The 14,426-nt window shown below is 73.3% G+C and carries 12 protein-coding genes; 3 read left to right on the forward strand and 9 right to left on the reverse strand.

All coding sequences use genetic code 11. The features are described from left to right. Positions 1–4: 4 nt before the first annotated feature. Genes Sru02f_RS07290 through proP form a run of 3 tightly spaced genes read right to left on the reverse strand, consistent with a single transcriptional unit; the run spans position 5 to position 2,654 of the window. Positions 5–676 (reverse strand): O-methyltransferase, encoded by a 672-nt coding sequence (locus tag Sru02f_RS07290; protein WP_109031636.1) that lies wholly within the window; start codon positions 674–676, stop codon positions 5–7. Further along, positions 673–1,242: a GNAT family N-acetyltransferase gene (locus Sru02f_RS07295; protein ID WP_109031637.1), complete on the reverse strand. Its 570-nt coding sequence runs from the start codon at positions 1,240–1,242 to the stop codon at positions 673–675. Before Sru02f_RS07295 ends, Sru02f_RS07290 begins: the two co-directional genes overlap by 4 nt. A 26-nt stretch (positions 1,243–1,268) precedes the next feature. After that, positions 1,269–2,654, reverse strand: coding sequence for a glycine betaine/L-proline transporter ProP (gene proP, locus Sru02f_RS07300; protein ID WP_109031638.1), 1,386 nt, complete (start codon positions 2,652–2,654; stop codon positions 1,269–1,271). Positions 2,655–3,064: 410 nt separating this feature from the next. Here proP and Sru02f_RS07305 point away from each other — a divergent pair, with 410 nt between their 5' ends. Next, positions 3,065–5,143 carry a bifunctional glycosyltransferase 87/phosphatase PAP2 family protein gene (locus tag Sru02f_RS07305; RefSeq protein WP_167469499.1) on the forward strand — a complete coding sequence of 693 codons (2,079 nt, stop codon included), beginning with the start codon at positions 3,065–3,067 and terminating at the stop codon, positions 5,141–5,143. On the opposite strand, the gene Sru02f_RS07310 is transcribed toward Sru02f_RS07305, so the two are convergent. Together Sru02f_RS07310 and Sru02f_RS07315 are read right to left on the reverse strand one after the other, a co-directional pair. Further along, complete coding sequence (locus Sru02f_RS07310) at positions 5,097–6,752, reverse strand: hypothetical protein (protein ID WP_109031640.1); 1,656 nt, start codon at positions 6,750–6,752, stop codon at positions 5,097–5,099. The genes Sru02f_RS07305 and Sru02f_RS07310 overlap by 47 nt on opposite strands. Positions 6,753–6,895: 143 nt before the next feature. Then, the gene (locus Sru02f_RS07315; RefSeq protein WP_109031641.1) at positions 6,896–7,486 is read right to left on the reverse strand and encodes a cysteine hydrolase family protein; all 591 of its coding nucleotides are present in this window, start codon (positions 7,484–7,486) and stop codon (positions 6,896–6,898) included. Between the two features lie 155 nt (positions 7,487–7,641). On the opposite strand from Sru02f_RS07315, the gene Sru02f_RS07320 reads away from it, so the two are divergent. Continuing rightward, positions 7,642–8,634 carry a GlxA family transcriptional regulator gene (locus Sru02f_RS07320; RefSeq protein ID WP_167469500.1) on the forward strand — a complete coding sequence of 331 codons (993 nt, stop codon included), beginning with the start codon at positions 7,642–7,644 and terminating at the stop codon, positions 8,632–8,634. 149 nt (positions 8,635–8,783) lie between these two features. Here the strand turns inward: Sru02f_RS07320 and Sru02f_RS07325 are convergent, their stop codons facing one another. Beyond that, positions 8,784–9,389: a lytic polysaccharide monooxygenase auxiliary activity family 9 protein gene (locus Sru02f_RS07325; protein ID WP_109031642.1), complete on the reverse strand. Its 606-nt coding sequence runs from the start codon at positions 9,387–9,389 to the stop codon at positions 8,784–8,786. Positions 9,390–9,828: 439 nt separating this feature from the next. On the opposite strand from Sru02f_RS07325, the gene Sru02f_RS07330 reads away from it, so the two are divergent. Then, complete coding sequence (locus Sru02f_RS07330; protein ID WP_109031643.1) at positions 9,829–10,599, forward strand: calcium-binding protein; 771 nt, start codon at positions 9,829–9,831, stop codon at positions 10,597–10,599. 129 nt (positions 10,600–10,728) lie between these two features. On the opposite strand, the gene Sru02f_RS07335 is transcribed toward Sru02f_RS07330, so the two are convergent. From Sru02f_RS07335 to Sru02f_RS07345, 3 genes are read right to left on the reverse strand one after another with little or no spacing between them, the layout of a single operon-like run. Continuing rightward, positions 10,729–11,565 carry an ECF transporter S component gene (locus Sru02f_RS07335; RefSeq protein WP_109031644.1) on the reverse strand — a complete coding sequence of 279 codons (837 nt, stop codon included), beginning with the start codon at positions 11,563–11,565 and terminating at the stop codon, positions 10,729–10,731. Continuing rightward, positions 11,562–13,253 carry an ABC transporter ATP-binding protein gene (locus Sru02f_RS07340; protein WP_109031645.1) on the reverse strand — a complete coding sequence of 564 codons (1,692 nt, stop codon included), beginning with the start codon at positions 13,251–13,253 and terminating at the stop codon, positions 11,562–11,564. Before Sru02f_RS07340 ends, Sru02f_RS07335 begins: the two co-directional genes overlap by 4 nt. Further along, positions 13,250–14,398: a CbiQ family ECF transporter T component gene (locus tag Sru02f_RS07345; RefSeq protein WP_109031646.1), complete on the reverse strand. Its 1,149-nt coding sequence runs from the start codon at positions 14,396–14,398 to the stop codon at positions 13,250–13,252. The genes Sru02f_RS07340 and Sru02f_RS07345 overlap by 4 nt, the downstream gene beginning before the upstream one ends. Between the last annotated feature and the right edge of the window lie 28 nt (positions 14,399–14,426).

Below are 14,426 nucleotides of genomic sequence, written 5' to 3' on the forward strand. Positions count from 1 at the left end.
CAGCTCAGGCCAGCACGCGCGCCAGCGCGAACCCGTCGTACCCCTTGGTGCCGACCGTCTGGAGGGCGGTGCCGCTGAGCCGGGGGTGGCTGCCGATCAGCTCGATGGCGGCGCGGGTGCCGCGTACGTCGTCGCCGGTGTCGTCGGCGTCGGCCACCCGGCCGCCGCGGACCACGTTGTCGATGACGATCAGGCTGCCGGTGCTGGTGAGTCTCAGGGCCCACTCGAGGTAGTGCGGGTTGTTGCCCTTGTCGGCGTCGATGAAGACCAGGTCGAAGGGCGGCGGGTTCTCGTCGGCGAGCTTCGGCAGGGACTCCAGGGCCGGGCCCACCCGTACGTCGACGAGGGCGTCGAGTCCGGCACGGGCGATGTTGCGGGTGGCGACCTCCGCGTGCCGGGCGCTGTACTCCAGCGTGACCAGGCGGCCCTCGGCGGGCAGGGCGCGGGCCAGCCAGATGGTGCTGTAGCCGCCCAGGGTGCCGATCTCCAGGACGGTGCGGGCGCCCTGGATCTGGGCGAGGAGCTGGAGGAGCTTGCCCTGGTTGGCGGCGACGTTCACCGGGGGCAGCCCGGCGGCGTCGCTCTCCCTGCGGGCGGCCGCCAGGGCGTCGTCGTCCGCTGCGAGATGGGTGACGAAGTAGGTGTCGACGTCGTCCCAGACCTGCGACTCGCTCATGCGGGGCCTCCCGTGTACGTCGTGGCGTGTTCCGGGTGTGCGGGCCGGACCCGTGCCGCGCGGCGGAAGAGCTGGCGGGAGCCGCCCTCCGGGCCGGGGGCGACGACTTCGGCGGGGGTGAAGCCGAGGCGCTCGTAGAAGGCGCGGGCGCCGCTCTCGGTGGCGCCGGGGTGGTCGGCGCCGAAGGTGACCACCTCGACGTCGGCCGGTTCCCGCACCCACCTGCGCAGCGCGTCCCGCATCAGCGCACGGCCGACACCGCCCGCGCGGGCCTGCCGGGACACGACCAGCCAGTGGACGTGGTGGACCGGCGCGTCCGAGTCCGCGTCCGTGCCGAACAGGAGCCCGCCGAGCAGCTCCGTGCCCGCACCCGGGCTCACGTCGGTGTCCGGGTCCGGGCCCGCGGCCGAGGCGACGGCGACCAGGGCCGCGCCCCCGCGGATGTGCTCGCGCACCGCGTCGTGGAATCCGGCGTCCTCGACCATCGGGCCGAACCAGTGCTCCACCTGGCCCGCCAGGCCCAGGAAGCCGGGGAAGTCTCGCTCCTCGGCGAGTCTGACCTTCATCCTGGCAGTCTCGCAGACAAGGACGATCAGCGTCGTGCCTCCACCGCCGGTGCCGAGCCCGGCAGCGGGCGGCCCGCCGACTCCGTCATGAACCACACCGCCACGCCGCCGACCACGGCCGCGGCCATCATGTAGTACGCGGGCATCATCATGTCGCCCGTCGCCCCGATCAGCGCCGTCACCACCAGCGGCGTCGTCCCGCCGAACAGCGACACCGAGACGTTGAAGCCGATCGACAGCGAGCCGTACCGCACCCGCGTCGGGAACAGCGCCGGCAGCGCCGACGGCATCGAGGCCGTGAAGCAGACCAGCAGCATGCCCAGCGCGCCCATGCCCAGGGCCACCGCCAGCAGGCTGCCCTCGCGGATCAGCAGCAGCGCCGGGACGGACAGCAGCAGGAAGCCCGCGCAGCCCGCCGCGATCACCGGCCGCCGCCCGACCCGGTCGGTCAGCGCGCCCGCGAACGGCTGGACGACCATCATCAGTGCCATCACGCCCAGCACCACGAGCAGCCCGTGCGTCTCGTCGTACTCCAGCTCGCTGGTCAGATAGCTCGGCATGTACGACAGCAGCATGTAGTCGGTGACGTTGAAGACCAGCACCAGGCCGACGCAGAGCAGCAGCGCCCGCCACTGACCGGTGACCATCTCGCGCAGCGGCACCTTCACCCGCGCCGTCTCCGCCTTCTCCACCTCGGCCGCGAACGCCGGTGTCTCCTCGAGCCGCATCCGCAGGTACAGGCCGACGATGCCCATCGGGCCCGCGATCAGGAACGGGATGCGCCAGCCCCAGGACATCAGGTCGCCGTCCGACAGCAGCGCCGTCATCAGCGTCACCAGGCCGGCGCCGCCGATGTACCCGGCGAGCGTGCCGAACTCCAGCCAGCTGCCGAGGAAGCCGCGCCGCTTGTCCGGCGCGTACTCCGCGATGAAGGTGGACGCGCCCGCGTACTCACCGCCGGTGGAGAATCCCTGCACCAGCCGGGCGGCGAGCAGCAGCACCGGCGCCCAGACGCCGATCGTCGCGTACGACGGGATCAGGCCGATCGCGAACGTGCCCGCCGCCATCATGATCATCGTCACGGCGAGCACCTTCTGCCGCCCGACCCGGTCGCCGAGCGGGCCGAAGACCATGCCGCCCAGGGGGCGCACCAGGAACGCCGCCGCGAAGGCGCCGAACGTGGAGAGCAACTGCGCGGTCGGGTTGCCCGAAGGGAAGAAGACCTTGCCCAGCGTCACGGCGATGTAGCTGTAGACGCCGAAGTCGAACCACTCCATCGCGTTGCCCAGCGCCGCCGCCTTGACGGCACGCCGGACGAGGGCGGGATCGGTGGCGGTGGGCGCGCCGGCGGCGCGCGGGACGGGTGCGGGGGTCGTGCGGGACGGGGGAGTGGCGACGGGGGCGGCCGACAAAACTTCGCTCGCCTGCTTTCGACGGGGACAGGGACGGAGGCGGGGGAAACGCCACGACCCGCACGGCGGCGCTGTCGCCGGGCCGGAAAGAGCCCGCGGCACTCGGCCACGGGCGGAAAAGCGACCATAGGCGCTGATGCGCCGCTTACGCCCGGTATGCTTTTCGTTGCACTGTGCACCAAAATGGCGCACACGCAGGGGACATGCGCGCGCCGCGTGCGGTTCCCCCGCCCGCGCTCTGTGATCCTTCTCGCTCCCCGGGTCGAGAAGGAGGCGGCTGTCAGGTTGAGTGGGGGTCGCTCGCGTCTTCCTCCGTGGGTGGTGCGAGCCTCATAGGGTTCGCAGGGACGACACACCGCGTCCACGAACGCGGTGCGTACGGTACGAACGGGGCGGGAGGCCGACGAGGCGTGGCGAATGCGGAGCACAGTGGGCGACCGGCGGAGTCCTTCGGAGCCTCGGCCGCCGACGTGACCAGAGCACGATGGCGCGTCGCACGCCTCGGCCTGTGGCTGATCGCCGCCGTGCTGGCCGTACGACAGGTGGCCGCGGTCCTCGGCACCCCGCGCGGGGAGCGCATGACGGACCTGGAGACCTGGGTCGGCGAGCACGGCGTCCTGCACGTGGAGGGGTCCCTCTACGACTCCACGCAGTTCACCGGGACGCCGTTCGTCGGTCTCGTCCTCAAACCCTTCACCCGCGCCGCCGAACAGGCCCTCGGCTGGGGCTGGACCTTCGGCTCGCTGCTGCTGGTCGTCGCCCTCGGCCTGGTCGCCGCCCGCGCCCTGCCCCAGCCGGTCGGACGCCGTACGGCGCTGCTGGCGGCGCCGGTCGCCATCAGCCTGCTGATGCTGTCCCTCCCGGTGCGCAACGCGTTCTGGCTCGGGCAGACCAGCATCATCCCGGTCCTCTTCGTCCTGCTGGGCTGCTTCGCCGTACGCGGGGCACAGGGCGACCGGGTGGGCGGCGTGCTGATCGGTGTCGCCGCCGCCTTCCAGCCGACCGTCCTCCTCTTCGTCCCGCTGCTGTGGTTCACCGACCGCAGACGCGCCGCCGTGTCGACCGGGATCACCTTCGCCGCCTGCACGGCCGTCGCCTGGGCGGCCATGGCCCAGGACTCCTACACGTACTGGGTGCACCACATGGCGGGCGTCGGCCTGGGCGGCGAGGCCGACGACCTCGCCAACCAGTCGCTGCACGGCTTCCTGCTCCGCCTAGGCCTGAACGGCCCGTTGGAGATCGCCCTCTTCCTCCTGCTGGGCGCCGCCGTCGCCGTCCTCGCCCTGCGCCGCGCCGTGCGCTACGCCCGCGACGGCCAGCTGCTGCTCGCCGTCGCCGTCACCGGCTGCGCGGCGGTCGCCGTGTCCCCGGCCACCTGGCAGCACCAGCTGCTGTGGGTGCTGCCCGCGGTGGTCGGCCGGGTCGGCAAGCGGGCCTCCGACCGGTACGTGTGGCCGGTCGCCGTCGTCCTGGTGATGACGCTGCCCGCGAAGATGATGCTGCCGAACATGTCGGCCCTGTACCCGCTGCGGGACAACGTCGTGCTGCTGGCCGCGCTGGCCGCCGCCGTCGCCGTGCCCTTCCTGGCGCGCACGTCGCCGTACTTCGACACCCCGGTCCCGACGGCCTACGCGCCCCCCGTCCCGACCCGGTTCAAGCACGTCCCGCTGCTGCCGTTCCTGCGCCGGGTCCTCACCCGCCCCAACCTCCTCCTGGAGCTGCTCCTCATCCGGGTCACCTACGCCGCCTACTCGCAGGTGCGCCTCGCGGCGACCGGCGGCAGCAACTCGGCGGGCCGGGCGCGCGCCGAGGAGCACGGCACGCAGATCCTCGACATCGAGCGGTTCCTGCACATCGACATCGAGCACGCGATCAACCACGCGGTCGTGAAGGTCGGCTGGCTGCGGGACTTCTTCGACTTCTACTACACGTCGTTCCACTTCGTCGTCCCGCTGGCCGTCCTCGGCGTCCTGTACTGGCGCCGCCCGGTCGACTACCGCTGGGCCCGCGCCTCCCTGGGCTTCGCCACCCTGCTGGCCCTGGTCGGCTTCTGGCTCTACCCGCTGGCCCCGCCGCGGCTGATGCCGGGGCTCGGGATCATCGACACCGTGCACGGCGTGCAGGACTTCTCCAAGCCGGACTACGGCACGCTGACGCACCTCACCAACCAGTACGCGGCGATGCCGTCGCTGCACTTCGGCTGGTCGCTGTGGTGCGGGGTGGCGATCGCGATCATCGCGCCGAGGATGTGGATGAAGGCGCTGGGCCTGCTCCACCCGCTCTTCACGGTCTCGGCGATCGTGGCGACCGGCAACCACTGGGTCCTGGACGCGGTGGGCGGCGCGGCGGTGGTCGCGGCGGGCTTCGGACTGACGTACTGGTTCCAGGGGCCGCGGGCCCGGACGGCGGCGGCGAAGGAGGTCGCGGTTCCCGCGCCCGGCGTCAGCAGCGATCCGCCGGCCCCGGCGAAGCACCGTACCGGGAGCTGATCCGGTACTCGCCCGGCGCCCCGACGGTCAGCCGGGTGAACTCGCCGTCCTGCTCCAGGCACCCGCCGTCGCTGCGCAGCCACGGCGACCAGGCGACCCGCACGGTCACCGCGCCGGGCCGCTCCACGCGCAGTACGAGGTCGGCGGGGCCGGTGGACACCACGGTGCCGGGCGCGGAGACGAGCGGTACGGCGTCCCGCACCCGGTACACCTGCCAGTGCGCGTCCTGCCAGACGGGCTCCAGCCACTCGGGCCGCGAACTGGCGTCCCGGACCAGCTCGGCCTCGGCCCTCGCCGGACCGTCCGGCCTGCCGAGCGGGGCGACGACGAAGCCGACCGCCCACCGGTCCAGCCACTCCCGGTAGGTGGCCGCGGAGAAGCTGCCGTCGTAGAAGAGGCGTCCGCGTTCCACGTCGAGCTGCCGGTTCCAGCCGCGGGCCAGGTTGACGTGCGGGGCGAGCAGGGTGGCCTCGCGGTGGTTGCGGGCGGGCACCACCTCCACCCGCGTCCGGTCGGCGCCGAGCCCCTCCAGGGCCGCCACGACACCGTCCGTCTCGGCGGCCCAGGCGGGCACGACGGTGGACACCCGAAGATCGGAGACGGTCTTGCCGCCCACCCACCACACGGAGTAGGCGAGCGCGACGGCCAGCAGCCCCCGCGCGAGCCGCCGCACCCGGTCCGCGGTGAGCGCGGGCGGGGCGGTGAGCAGGGCCGCCAGCAGCACGGCGGGCGCGAACAGCTCCGCGAACCGTTCGACGTTCGTCCCGACCGGCGAGGCGATCAGATACGTCAGCACGGTCCCGAGCGCGTAAACGGCCCCGCTCCACCGGGCGACCCGCCAGGTACGCGGGGCCAGCACGGTGACGGCGAGACTGAGCAGGACCGGCGGCCAGATGCGGGCGAACGCCATCGGCTGCTCCCCCGTGAAGGGGAAGAACAGCGTGGTCAGCCCGACCACGGCCGCCGGGGGTATGAGCAGGCACAGGGCGCGCCCCCAGTCCCGTACGAGCAGGAACGCGGCCCCCACGACGGCGACGAACAGACCGGCCACCGGCGAGGCCGTCGTCGCCAGCGCCGCGTACCCGGCGGCGAGCCACAGCTGCCGCTCCCGCACCAGCGGCACGCAGGCCGCCAGGGCGAGCGCCATGCCGAGCGCGAAGGTGGCCCGGCCCGAGGCGACGTCGCACCAGAGCGCTAGGGAGGCGAGCAGCGCGGGCCACACGGGCTTGCGCACCCCGCACCGCACGACCAGCACGGCCGCGAGCCAGGAGGCGGCGAGACCGGACACGACCGTGACCGTGCGCACGCCGAGCGCCGCCATCAAGTACGGGGAGATGACGCTGTAGTTGGCGGTGTGCATCCCGCCGTACCAGAACAGCCCGTACGCCGAACCCCCGTGCCGCGACGCGAAGTCCGCCCACGCCTCCTGGGCGGCGAGGTCACCGCCGCCCGTGGCGAGAAACGCCCACCACACCGCGTACAGCGGGATGGTGGGCAACGTGGCGAGCAGCGGCACGCGATGCCGGCGCCCGAAGGCGCGCAGGGCGTCACCCGGACGTCTGTCCTGACGCTGTTCGGTCCGGGGGACGGTGAGTTCGGCAGGGGCCACGGTCGGGGTTTCCGTTCGAGGTCATCGGGGGTGCCCGGGGTGGACACACGTGCGAAGACGATAAATCGAACAGAAACGTTGGCCCGGACCGGGCCCGATTACCCGGCGGCGGGCGGTCCGAGCAGCCCGCCCGCTTCCGCGGCTCAGCCCAGGGACTCCTGCGACGGTACGACGACCCCGTACATGTCGGCGACGGTGGCGAGGGCGGCGTAGTGCACCTGTCGGGCGTCGAGTTCGGTGTCCGCGACCGGGAGGGCGCGGGTGGCGCAGGCGTCGGCGACCACCGTGGGCCGGTTGCCGCGCAGGAAGGCGCCCTGGGCGGTGAAGGCCACGCACATGTGCGTCATGAAGCCGATGACGACGAGGTCGTTGTTGCCCGCCGCGTCGACCTGCTCGCCCAGGTCCGTGCCGAAGAAGGAGTCCGGCGCCTTCTTGGTGACCACGGGTTCACCGTCGATGGGGGCGACGCTCGGGTGGATCTGCCCGATCTCGGCCCCGAGGTCGTACGGGCTGCCGTCCCCGCCGTCGTGGACCACGTGGACGACCTTGGCGCCCTCCCGGCGGGCGCGGGCCAGCAGCCGGGCGCCGGCGTCGAGCGCGGCCTGCCAGCCGTCGAGTTCCATCACGCCGGTCGTGTACGTGTTCTGGTAGTCGACGAGGACCAGCGTGGAGTCGGCGAGCTTGGCGGGGGTGTCGTCGAGCCCGCTGAGACGGCGGAGCGTGGTTCTGGGCATGGGGGCTCCCTCGGATTCGGGGTGTGGGCGGCAGCCGTTGCGTCGGCCTGCTCCTACGACGCTAGGGCGTGCCCGGCGATGTCGGCAATGTCGTCTAACCTGCAGATACCGACATGGCCGTGGGGCCGTGCGGCCGCGCGACCGCGGGAGGAACCGTGAACTCCGTCGGACGACTGATCGTCGTCGTGCTCTTCGACGGCGTCGACCTGCTCGACGTCACCGGACCGCCGGAGGTGTTCTCCCTCGCACGGCGCGAGACGGAGGACGCGGCGGGCTACGAGGTGCTGCTCGCCGCCCAGACCACCGGCCCGGTCACCACCGCCGCCGGTGTCCGCGTCCTGCCCGACGCCACCTTCGAGGACCTGTCCGCGCGGCGCATCGACACCCTGATCGTGCCCGGCGCGGTCGAGATCGACGACCGGCGCCGGGTGCGGGCGCTCACCGATCCGGTCGTGGTGGAGTGGGTGGGGCGGCTCGCCGAGCGAACCCGGCGGGTCACGTCCGTCTGCGTCGGGGCGCACGTCCTCGCCGCCGCCGGGCTGCTCGACGGCAAGCGGGCCACCACGCACTGGTCGACCGCGCGGCAACTCGCCGACGAGCACCCGGCCGTCGAGGTCGACGCCGACCCGATCTTCATCCGCGAGGGCGACGTGTGGACCGGCGCGGGCATCAGCTCCTGCCTCGACCTCTCCCTCGCCCTCGTCGCCGACGATCTCGGCGAGGCGGTGGCGCTGCGGGTGGCCCGGCAGCTCGTGATGTACCTGAAACGGCCGAGCGGGCAGAGCCAGTTCAGCGTGCCGCTGGAGCAGGTCTCCACCACCCGGCGCGTCGAGGATCTCCGGCACCACATCATGCGCAACATCGCCGCACCGCTCACCGTCGCCGACCTCGCGGCCCACGCCCACGTCGGCGACCGGCAGCTCACCCGCATCTTCAAGACCGAACTCGGCACGACCCCGTACGCCTACGTCGAGGCGGCGCGCGTGGAAGCGGCACGCCAGCAGCTGGAATCCACCGACGCGACCCTGGAACGCGTCGCGTCGGCCTGCGGTTTCGGCACGGTCGACACCCTGGTCAGGGCCTTCCGCCGCAGACTCGACACGACCCCGACCGAGTACCGGCGCCGGTTCCGGACCCTCCCTGCCTGAGGTGGGATCCCGGGCACGAAACGCCGAGCGCGGGAGCCCCGTCGGGGCAGGTGGCCGAGGGACCCCCTGCCCCGACGGGGCTAGATCTGCCGGACGGGCGGCTCACCGGCGTCCGGCGAAGGCCGGTGCCGTGCGCGGCGCTCCTCGGCTCAGCCGAAGTTCACGTCGCTGCACCACATGTACGCCTGGTCGAGGTGCGAGGCCTGCCAGATCACGAACAGCACGTGGTGTCCGGTGTACCCGGAGGTCTGGACGGGGAAGGTGATGTTCTGTGCCGGAGCGTAGCGGCCGGTCTGCGTGATGAAGTCGAGGTTGCCCCAGCCCAGGGTCTGGGTCTTGGGGTCGAAGCCCTGCTTGCTCACGTAGACCTTGAAGTAGTCGGCACCATGGGACGCCTGGTCGTACAGCTGCACCGAGAAGTTGCTGCCGACGTTGGTGGTCTTCCACTGGCCGGGCTTGTCCAGGCTGGCGTTCCTCGCGAGGTTGTTGCTGCAGAGCGTCCCGTCGGGGGTCTTCGCCTGGAACTGGCCACCGAGGCCGTCGCGGAGGGCGCTCATCCAGTTCCACATGGTGTCGGCGTTGGCCTGGAAGGCCTGCCAGCACATGGGGTCCTGGGTCTGCATGGCCGGGTTCGTGTGGTTGCTGCCCCACGTCTGCCAGCACTGGTACGCGCGGGTGGCGGGACCGACGATGGTGCCGTGGGCCTGGGCGGGGGTGGACCAGGCCAGTGCGCCGACGACCACGGCGAACAGCATGACGAGCGTCTGGAGAGGCCGGCGCAGGGCCGACCGCGAACGCCCGGTTAACGGACTCGTTGTGTGCATGTGGGGGGAACTCCTTCCGGAGACAAGGCTGTAATGGGAGCGCTCCCAAAGTGACGACTCCTCGGTGAAATGTCAATGAAACAGACAAACTTGATCACGTGGGTGGGTCGCGGGGTCGGAATCCGTCCTGGTGCGGGAGTCGGCGCCCCTCCCGTACGCGGGCACCGGCCCCTCCCGCGGCGACTCCGGAAGCACTCCTCGCCGTCGTGTCCCACCCGTCGCATCCGGAGGGGCGACGGCCTACCATGACGCCGCGTCAGTTCACGGTCCCGGCATCCGGGCCGGCAGAGGAGACCGCCGTCACGGCCGAGTCCCCGCCAGCACCACGCAAGCCGTTCGGTCAACCGTCACTCCATCGAGATGAGGTTCCATGAACCGAAACCGAACCGCCGTCGGCGCGTTCGTCGTGGCCCTGTGCACCGCCGGCCTCGCCCTCGGCCCGGCGAGCGCCGCGAGCGCCGGCGAGGCGAAGTCCCGCGTCGAAGCCGACTGGGAGACCCAGTCGATCGTCTTCACGGCCGCCGCGGGCCACACCAACGACCTCAACGTCTTCTTCATGTACACCAGCGACGGCATCCAGCGGATCGGCTTCCGCGACGTGGTACCGCTCCAACCGGGCGACCACTGCACGTACTCCTCAGCCGAGGACACCACCGCCGTCGTCTGCGAACTGCCCGCCGACGCCCCCCGTCCCGACCGGATCGACATCCACCTCGGCGACGGCGACGACACGGTCGCCGCCTTCACCCCCGGGGTCGGCACCGTCAGCGGCGGCTCGGGCGACGACGAACTGCACGCCCACACGGCACGCACCGTGCTGGGCGGCGACGGGAACGACATGGTCATGGGGCCCGCCGTGCTGCACGGCGGCGACGGCATGGACCACCTCATCGGAGACGACGAGAACCAGCGGATGTGGGGTGGCGCGGGCGACGACATGATCGAGGGCTACGGCGGCGACGACACCGTGTACGCCGGCTCCGGCGACGACCATGCCATGGGCGGGGACGGCCGCGACCTCGTCCTCGGCGGCCCCGGCGACGACATGCTGCACGGCGAAGGCGGCGACGACCTCGTCGGTGGCGGCCTCGGAAAGGACACCGTCGACGGCGGACCGGGCCGCGACATCGTCCTCCCGTAGGCGCACCCGGCGCACCGTCCTCCCGTGCGCGCGCCACCCCGTACGAAGGCCCCGCCCCGCGGCGCGACCGGCGTCGCGGGTGCGGTTGTCGTGGTGGCACCGCCGTCGGGCCCGGTCACGTGGCGTGGGTCAGCCGGTCGGCCGCTCGAACGTGACCGGCGTCTCGAAGGCCGCCCTGCGGGTCGCGCGGCGCAAGGCCTTGAGGACCGGGGTGCCGAGGGCCAGGGTCAGGACGACCGTCATGGCGGCGCGGCCGCCGTCCCAGCCGAGCGACGTGGCGAGGCAGTAGGCGAAGAACCGGGCCAGGTTGTCCGCGATCGACGCGTCCGGGTCGAAGGCGATGTTCGAGGCGAGGGTGTTCATGAAGGTCCAGCCCGCCAGGTTCATCACCGTGCCGTAGGCGAAGGCCGCCAGGAAGCCGTACGCCGCCAGCATCAGCAGTTCCGCGCGCCCGCGCAGCCGGTCGGGGCCCGGCAGCAGGCCCGCGCCCATCGTGAACCAGCCCATCGCCAGCATCTGGAACGGCATCCACGGACCGACCCCGCCCGTGAGCAGCGCCGACGCGAACATCGTGACCGAGCCGAGGACGAAGCCGAAGCCGGGGCCCAGGACCCGGCCGCTGAGCACCATGAGGAAGAACATCGGCTCCAGGCCGGCCGTCCCCGCGCCGATGGGGCGCAGGGCCGCGCCCGCCGCGGCCAGGACGCCGAGCATGGCCACCGCCTTGGGGCCCAGACCCGACTCCGAGATCGTCGCCGCCACCACCGCCACCAGCAGGACCAGCACACCCGCGAACAGCCACGGCGCGTCCTGCGCGTGCGCGTTCAGCGAGGCGTCCGGCGGAGCCAGGAAGGGCCAGCCGAAGCCCGCCACTCCCACCGCGCTGACCAGTACGAGGGCGGCGACCGAGCGCGGGCCGAGGCGCACGGCGCGGGCCTGGCGCTGGGGAGGGGAGCCGCCGGTCATGACAGCGCCTCCCGCACCTGTGCCACCGTGAGCCACTTGCGCGGCGCCAGCACCTTGGCGACCTGCGGGGCGTAGGACGGCGAGGCCACCACCACGTCCGCCGCCGGGCCGTCGGCGATCACCTCGCCCTCGGCGAGCAGCACCACCCGGTGGGCCAGCTCGGCGGCCAGTTCCACGTCGTGCGTGGCCAGCACGATCGCGTGGCCCTCGGCGGCCAGGCCGCGCAGGATGCCGGCCAACCGGGCCTTCGCCGCGTAGTCCAGGCCGCGCGTCGGCTCGTCCAGGAGGAGGAGCGGCGGGCGGGCGGTCAGGACGACGGACAGGGCGAGGGTGAGGCGCTGGCCCTCCGAGAGGTCGCGGGGATGGGTGTCGTCCGTGATGCCGGGAAGCAGCTCCGACAGCAGTGCGCGGCAGGTGCCGGGGGCCGCGTCCGCGTCCCGGTCGGCGGCCGCGCACTCGGCGGCGACCGTGTCGGCGTACAGCAGATCGCGCGGCTCCTGCGGGACCAGGCCGACCCGGCGCACGAGGTCGCGGGGGGCCGTACGGTGCGGTACCGCGTCCCCGGCCCGGACCGAACCGGCGGACGGCTCGACCAGGCCGACCAGCGCCGAGAGCAGCGTCGACTTTCCGGCGCCGTTGCGGCCCATCAGGGCGACCGTCTCGCCGGGGGAGACCGTCAGGTCCACGTGGCGCAGGGCCTGGACGCGGTCGCGGCGCACGGCGAGGGAGCGGACCTCGGCGGCGTACGGAGTGGGGGAGGCGATCGTCTCCGAGGGCTTCCTGCGGCGGCGCCAACGGGAGGTGACGGGGCGCGGGGCGGGTGGGGCGGGGAGCGTGGCGGACGTAGACGGGGTGTGGTCCGGGATCTCCCGGTCGGACAGGCGCTCGCGCAGGGGCGCGGCCCGGCGGCGGGCGTCCCGGATCGTGAGTGGAAGCGGGGACCAGCCCGCCAGCCTGCCCAGGCCCACCACCGGCGGGTACACCGGGGACACCGCCATCACCTCCGCCGGAGCGCCGATGAGCGGGGCCTCGCCGGGGGCCGGGAGCAGGACGACCTGGTCGGCGTACTGGATGACCCGCTCCAGGCGGTGCTCGGCCATCAGGACGGTCGTACCGAGGTCGTGGACCAGGCGCTGGAGGACGGCCAGGACCTCCTCGGCGGCGGCGGGGTCCAGGGCGGAGGTCGGCTCGTCCAGGACCAGGACCTCCGGGTGCGGGGTGAGTACCGAGCCGATGGCGACCCGCTGCTGCTGACCGCCGGAGAGGGTGGCGATGGGGCGGGAGCGCAGGTCGGAGAGGCCCAGGAGATCCAGGGTTTCCTCGACGCGGCGGCGCATCACGTCCGGGGCGAGACCGAGGGACTCCATGCCGTAGGCCAGTTCGTCCTCGACGGTGTCCGTCACGAAGTGGGAGAGCGGGTCCTGGCCGACCGTGCCGACGACGTCGGCGAGTTCGCGCGGCTTGTGGGTGCGGGTGTCGCGGCCGGCCACGGTGACCCGGCCGCGCAGGGTGCCGCCGGTGAAGTGCGGGACGAGGCCGCCTACCGCGCCCAGGATGGTGGACTTGCCGACGCCGGAGGGGCCGGCGAGCAGGACCAGTTCGCCCTCCGGGACCTCGAAGTCCACGGCCCGGACGGTGGGTTCGGTGGCGCCGTCGTACGTGACCGACACGTCCTCGAAGCGGATCACGACGGCTCCTTGGCGGGTGCGGGTGCGGGCTCGGGTGCGGGGGTGACGAACGCCGGGACCAGGCCGATCAGTACGGCCGCCGCCGGCCACAGGGGGAGGGTCGGGGCCTCCAGCGGGACCACGCCCGGGTGCAGCGCCGCCGGATCGCGGGCGGCGGCCAGGAAGAGCAGGGCGGCGACCGTCGCGCCGGACGCGGTGACCAGCCAGGCGCGGGCGTCCCAGCGGTCGGGGCGGTACCGGGTGCGGACCGTGCGCCGGCCGCCGAGCCACAGGCCCGCGACGGCGGCGGCGACACCGGCCAGGAGCACGGGGATGCCGTACGTGCCGCCCGCGGCGGTCAGCAGCCCGTACGTCCCCGCGCAGACGCCGAGCAGGCCACCGAGGGTGAGGGCGGCCGTGGTACGGCGGACGGGGGCCGGTACCTGTGCGGTACGGCCGTAGCCGCGGGCGTCCATCGCGGCGGCGAGGGCGACGGAGCGTTCCAGGGCGCCCTCCAGGACGGGGAGCCCCACCTGGAGCAGGCCCCGCATGCCCCGGTCCGGGCGGCCGCGCAGACGGCGGGCGGCGCGCAGGCGCTGGACGTCGGCGATGAGGTTCGGCGCGAAGGTGAGGGCCACGACCACGGCGACGCCCATCTCGTACAGGGCGCCGGGAAGGGACTTGAGGAGGCGGGCTGGGTTGGCGAGGGCGTTCGCGGCGCCGACGCAGATGAGGAGGGTGGCCAGCTTCATCGCGTCGTACAGCGCGAAGGTGAGGCCCTCCGCGGTGACCCGGCCGCCGAGGCGGATGCCCTGCGCCCAGTCGGGGAGGGGGACTTCGGGGAGCGTGAGGAGGGTGTGGGTGCCGGGGATGGGGGAGCCGAGGACGGTGGTGAAGAGGAGGCGGATGAGGAGGACGGCGAGGGCGAGTTTGACGAAGGCGCCGTAGGAGCGGGACCACGGGGCGTGGGGGCGGCGGGTGACCACCACGTAGGCGGAGACGGTGACGAGGAGGGTGAGGAGGAGGGGGTTGGTGGTGCGGGTGGCGGCGGTGCCGAGGGCCAGCGCCCAGAGCCACCAGGCGCCGGGGTGCAGGGGCCTGCGGCGCTGGTGGCGGGCGGGGGTGGGGGCGCTTGCCGGCGCTGACAGGGTGCCGCCTGCGCCCACCCTCCCCCACGCTCGGCTTCGCTCGCGC

The organism is Streptomyces rubrogriseus, from assembly GCF_027947575.1.
Taxonomy (GTDB): Bacteria; Actinomycetota; Actinomycetes; order Streptomycetales; family Streptomycetaceae; genus Streptomyces; species Streptomyces rubrogriseus.